This window comes from Kitasatospora sp. NPDC056531, assembly GCF_042794375.1.
Lineage (GTDB): Bacteria > Actinomycetota > Actinomycetes > Streptomycetales > Streptomycetaceae > Kitasatospora.
Map to the genome: position 1 here is coordinate 1,907 of NZ_JBHTTU010000178.1, position 4,975 is coordinate 6,881.

The 4,975-nt window shown below is 71.8% G+C and carries 5 protein-coding genes and 1 pseudogene; 4 read left to right on the forward strand and 2 right to left on the reverse strand.

Going from position 1 to position 4,975, the window contains the following annotated elements; translation table 11 throughout:
- Positions 1–68: 68 nt before the first annotated feature.
- The gene (locus tag ACFQ87_RS43380) at positions 69–806 is read right to left on the reverse strand and encodes an SDR family oxidoreductase (protein WP_380616537.1); all 738 of its coding nucleotides are present in this window, start codon (positions 804–806) and stop codon (positions 69–71) included.
- A gap of 141 nt (positions 807–947) precedes the next feature.
- On the opposite strand from ACFQ87_RS43380, the gene ACFQ87_RS43385 reads away from it, so the two are divergent.
- The gene (locus ACFQ87_RS43385) at positions 948–1,520 is read left to right on the forward strand and encodes a TetR/AcrR family transcriptional regulator (RefSeq protein ID WP_380616538.1); all 573 of its coding nucleotides are present in this window, start codon (positions 948–950) and stop codon (positions 1,518–1,520) included.
- Between the two features lie 282 nt (positions 1,521–1,802).
- Here ACFQ87_RS43385 and ACFQ87_RS43390 read toward each other — a convergent pair whose 3' ends face one another.
- Positions 1,803–2,414: a hypothetical protein gene (locus tag ACFQ87_RS43390; RefSeq protein WP_380616540.1), complete on the reverse strand. Its 612-nt coding sequence runs from the start codon at positions 2,412–2,414 to the stop codon at positions 1,803–1,805.
- A 411-nt stretch (positions 2,415–2,825) separates the two neighbouring features.
- On the opposite strand from ACFQ87_RS43390, the gene thpR reads away from it, so the two are divergent.
- The 3 genes and pseudogenes from thpR to ACFQ87_RS43405 form a co-directional block, all read left to right on the forward strand.
- A complete protein-coding gene (gene thpR, locus ACFQ87_RS43395; RefSeq protein ID WP_380616541.1) occupies positions 2,826–3,443 on the forward strand; it encodes an RNA 2',3'-cyclic phosphodiesterase in 618 nt (205 codons plus the stop codon).
- 459 nt (positions 3,444–3,902) lie between these two features.
- Positions 3,903–4,538, forward strand: coding sequence for an RNA polymerase sigma factor (locus ACFQ87_RS43400; protein WP_380616543.1), 636 nt, complete (start codon positions 3,903–3,905; stop codon positions 4,536–4,538).
- Positions 4,539–4,606: 68 nt separating this feature from the next.
- Positions 4,607–4,975: pseudogene (locus ACFQ87_RS43405) on the forward strand (hypothetical protein); the annotation flags it as partial.

Genomic DNA, 4,975 nt, shown 5'->3' on the forward strand with positions numbered 1-4,975 from the left:
GGCGAGGACGCTGCCGCACGACCCGCCGTCCGGGCCGTACTCGACCCGGGCGGCTTGGCGCGCCGTGGTCAGGCTTGCACGGTGGGGCGGACGACGATCTCGCTGACGTCGACGCCGTCGGGCTGTTCGATCGCGTAGCCGATGGCGGACGCGACGGCGGAGGGCGGCATGGCGATCTCGTCGCGCTGCCGGGTCATCGCGGCCGCGGCCTCGGGGCTGGCTCCCTTGCCGACGCCTTCGGTGTTGGTGAAGCCGGGTGAGACGAGGGTGACGCGCAGGTCGGGCCCCGATTCCTGGCGCAGGCCCTCGGTGAGCACCTTCACCGCCGTCTTGGTGGCCGCGTAGACCGCCTGTGGGGTCTTGACGACGTAGGCCGCGGTGGAGCCGACGTTGACGAACTGGCCGAAGCGCTGGCGGCGGAAGACGGGCAGGGCCGCCCCGATGCCGTTGAGCAGGCCGGTGATGTGGGTGGAGACCATGGCGTCCCAGTCGTCCTGGCGCAGGTCGTCGAAGGGTGAGACGGCCATCGTGCCCGCGTTGGAGACGAGGACGTCGAGTCGGCCGTACCGGTCGACGGCCGTGTCCGTCAGGCGTCGGAGGTCTTCGCGGCGCGTGACGTCGACGATGACGCCGGTGGCGGTGCCGCCCTTTGCCGTGATGCCGTCCACGACGGCGTTCAGCCGGTCCTCGCGCCGGGCCCCGAGTACGAGCCGGGCGCCCCTTTCGGCGAGATAGGTCGCAGTCGCCTCACCGATGCCGCTGCTGGCACCTGTGATCGCGATGACCTTGCCCCGGATACCCGACATGATCATCTTCCCTTCGGAGGTGTGCGCAGGTCGGTGCGCTGACCTACAGTGAAAACGGAGGCGTCCCCGCTTGGTTCACGCTAAGTGGGGGTGCCTCCGTTTAGCAAGTCGAGAAGCCTCTGAGAGGGATGGCGAGCACTGATGACCGACGGAGCGCTTCGACCGTTGCGGGCTGACGCACGGCGCAACAGGGAGAAGATCCTCACGACTGCTGTGCGCGTGTTCGCGGCAGAGGGGCTGGACGCGCACCTGGAGCGCATCGCCAAGGAGGCGGGCGTGGGCAGTGCGACCCTGTACCGCAACTTCCCCACCCGGGAGGCCCTGATCGAGGCGGTCTACCGCAACGAGGTGGCCCACCTGTGCGACGCCGCGCCCGTTCTGCTCGCGCAGAAGTCGCCCGAAGAGGCCCTGCGCGCATGGACACGCCTCTTCCTGGACTACGTCACCGCCAAATACGGCATGATCGACGCCCTGCGCGCCATCGCCGCGACGGGAGGCGATCCCTACGGTCGCAGCCGGGAGATGATCCGGGCCGCCATCACCTCACTCATGGACGCGTGCGTGGCCGCCGGGGTGATCCGTACTGATATCCGGCCCACCGACATCGGTGCCGCCCTGGAAGGCATCGCCCTCACCTCGGCGGGTGCTGAACACCGACGGCAAGCAGAGCGCCTGCTCGACCTCACCCTGGACGGCCTCAAGATCCGCTCGTGATCTGAACTCTTGAGCGCAGACCCCCTGCTTCAGCTGGGGGTTGGCTCATCCTTGGCCCGGAGCCGCGCAGCGGCGCAGGTGGCTGCGTTGTCAGTGACGTGCACTTCTGACAGGAATGACGAAGTCGGTGCCAACGTCGTGCGGACCGGTCGGCGGCCCCGGACCGCTTCTCCGAACGGCAGCCGAGCACCGAGGCCTTCGTCTGGTGGATGGACGAGTGAGGACGGCGGGCCCTGTCAGGGCAGGGCCCGCCGTCACGGCTGGAGCGGGGTCACCGGGCGCTTAGTAGGGCCAGCTGGTGAACGGGTAGCCGAAGCAGGACGGGCTGTAGGTCCAGCCGGGCTGGGCGAGCGGCAGGCCCGGCGTCGGGCAGTTCGGGGGGAAGTGGACCGGAGGAGTGGAAGGCTGGGGGTAGCCGGCGTTCAGGGCCGGGTACCAGAGCGGCGTGGTGCCCTGGTAGACCACCAGGTTGCCGTCGTCCTGGACCGCGAGGTAGGCGCCAGGGTGTCCGTTGGTGCCGCTCCACCAGACCGGCGCGTTGGAGGCGTCGTAGGCCACCAGGTTGCCGTCGCCCTGCATCACGAAGTGGTCGCCGCGATTGATGGTCCAGTTCGCGGCCCAGGTCGCGACGCCGTTGTGGTAGAGGACGACATGACCGTCTCCCTGCATGGCCACACCGGTCTGGCCGTCCGGAGAGACCCACGAACTACCCTTCGGCAGCACCGAGTTGCCCTGGATGATGGTGGCGCCGTTGTCAGTCGCAGCCATTGCGGCCACGGTCCGCGCGGCCGGGGCGGGCGCGGCCACCGCCTGTGCGGCGCCCGTGGCGAGTGAGCCGAGGCCGATCGTCGCCGCGACGGCGACCGCCGCGACGCGTGAGCGGAGTAACGTCATGTCGAACTCCCCTGTGCCGTCCCAACCCGGGTCCTTCCCGGGCTGGTTGATGATTGTGCGGCGACAACGCTGGCAGTCCCACCACACTTCGAACAAGGCCGTGGGCGGCTGGGGCGGCGGTTTTGGCCGGTCGGCTGCGCCGTGGTGCTGGTTCTGGTGGGGTGGCCGTGGTGGTCCGCGTGAGGGGCGGGCACCGGACGAGCGGTGCGGCCCTCACCGCCGGCACGCTGGGCGCCGGCGGGACCGCTGGACACCTGCCTGTCGGCCACTGTTCCGGGACAGGCCCCGCCCCGGGGACCGCCGGACCCCAACCGGGCCCCGCCCCGCCGTTCGCTGTCGCGCTCTCCCGGCTCCGGTGCCGGTGCCGGGGCTGGCGGCCGGGAGGCATCGGTGAGGTGCTAGAAATCCCTCGTGGACGATCACCCCGAGCCCTCGACCCTGCGTGTCTTCGTGGCGCTGGCTCCGCCCGACGACGCCAAGGCCGAGCTGGCCCGGGCCCTGCAGCCCGCCTACGCCATGTACCCGCGGCTGCGGTGGAACCGGATCGAGGACTGGCACATCACCCTGGCTTTCCTCGGTGAACTGCCCTCCACGGCAGTGCCGTTGCTGCGGTCGGTGCTGGCCGGCCGGGCGGCGTCGCACCCCGCCCTGCGCCTGGGCCTGCGTGGTGGAGGCCACTTCGACGGGCGACTGCTGTGGAGCGGGATCGACGGGGACCTGGAGGGGCTGCATCTGCTCGCCGCCGACGTCCGGGAGCTGGTCAGGTCCTGCGGGATCGAGTTCAGCGACCGCCCGCTGCGGCCCCATCTGACTCTGGCACGGTCCCGTCGCGACGATTTCACCAGCGTGCCGCAGGCCGCGGCCGGGCTCACCGGGTTCGTGGGCCGACCGTGGCAGGCCGAGCGTCTCCACCTGGTCGGCAGCAACATCGGCCGTGGCCCCGGGCCGATCCACTACCGCGACATCGAGTCGTGGCGATTCGGCGCTGCGGCCCGGACCGGGGGCGACAGCGCTCCCGCCGAGCCGTAGCCGACCGGCGAGCGCCTCCTCGCCCTCTCGCGTGGTGCCCGCCGGCCGGGTTCTCCCCGCCCTGCCCGACAACGACGACGACCGGGGCGACGCCGGCGAACCGCCGTGGCCGTCCCGGCCGGGACGGACCGCGTACCGGCGCGGCGCGGCCAACCCAGGCGGCTCGACCGGGGGCGGGGAGTTCGCTGCGCCTTCGCCTCGGTGGACGGCGGAGATCAGCCAGCCGGTGGTGAAGGGCACGGGGATGTCGTAGAGGTGTCGGGCCTGGTGGCATGCTGCTCGTCGCGGATCAGCGGCCACCGCAGTGCGTGCGCCGTCTGCGGCGGCGCCTCGGTGCGCGGCTCCCGGGCAGAGCCCTCGGACCGTCCAGCGGGCCCTGGCAAGAGCCATCCCCGGTCGCGCGGAGACACGTGACGCGGATCACCGGGAACCGGCCTGGGCGGGCGGACAGGGAGGGGTGTGGAACTGTCACTGCGGGCGCGCCTTCGCGCCGGCGACCAAAGCGCGTACGGGGAGATCTTCGATGAGCACGCACAGGCGGTATACGGATACGCGGTACGGCGACTGGGGGACTGGGCGGCGGCGGAGGACGTCGTCTCGCTGACCTTCCTGGAGGCCTGGCGGCTGCGCGGCAAGCTGCACGAGGACGGCGAGAGCGTCCGGCCCTGGCTGTTCGGCATCGCCACCAACGTGTTGCGCAACACCGCCCGGGCGGCCCGCCGGCACCGCGCCGCGATGGAGCGGCTGCCAGAACGCGACACGGTACCGGACTTCGCCGACGAGCTGGTCGAACGGCTGGAGGACGGCAGCCGACTGGCCGCCGCGCGACGGGCGCTGGCACAGCTGCGCCGCGGCGACCGCGAGGTCTTCGGCCTGTGTGTCTGGGCCGGGCTGGACTACGCCGCGGCCGCCGAGGCGCTGGGCGTGCCGGTCGGCACGGTGCGCTCCCGGCTGTCCCGCGCCCGCGCCCGGCTGCGCATCCTGGTGGACGCGGAACTCGCGGCGGAAAAACGTACGGAACCCTTCAGCGGCGGCGGACAGGTACGCAATGACCGCGTCGGAGCGGTCCGGTCGATAGAGGGGAACAGCCGATGAACCGAATGCCACACCATGGGGAGCCGGTGCTCCCCCCCGACCGCCACCAGCTGTTGAGGGGACATCTGATGAGCGAGATCAGCCGGGAGAACACCACCGCAACCGTCCGTCCGAAGCGGCGTCGGCTCGGCTGGGTGGCCGTGCCGGCCCTGGCCGGCGGCCTGGCGCTGGCGGCCGTGCTGAGCAGCGGGGGCGGCACCCCTCCCGTGAAGCCCGCGCAGGCGCCGATCGCGGCGCCGGCGCCGTCCAGCGCGAAGGCTCAGGTGGTGCCGGCCAGCGCGGTGGAGCTGCTGGACCACGTCGCCCAGGTCGCGGCGAGCCGGCCGGCCGGCGACAGGAAAACCAGTCCGTTTTTCTCCCCCCCATCTACGGTGACCCACAAAACCCTCCCCCCCCCCGGCAAACCCCAGACCTACAACACACCCCACAAACGGGAG

Bases quoted from the DNA above. Each gene is read 5' to 3' on its own strand.
- ACFQ87_RS43380 (WP_380616537.1), bottom strand. From the start codon at position 806: ATGTCGGGTATCCGGGGCAAGGTCATCGCGATCACAGGTGCCAGCAGC.
- ACFQ87_RS43390 (WP_380616540.1), bottom strand. From the start codon at position 2,414: ATGACGTTACTCCGCTCACGCGTCGCGGCGGTCGCCGTCGCGGCGACG.
- ACFQ87_RS43385 (WP_380616538.1), top strand. From the start codon at position 948: ATGACCGACGGAGCGCTTCGACCGTTGCGGGCTGACGCACGGCGCAAC.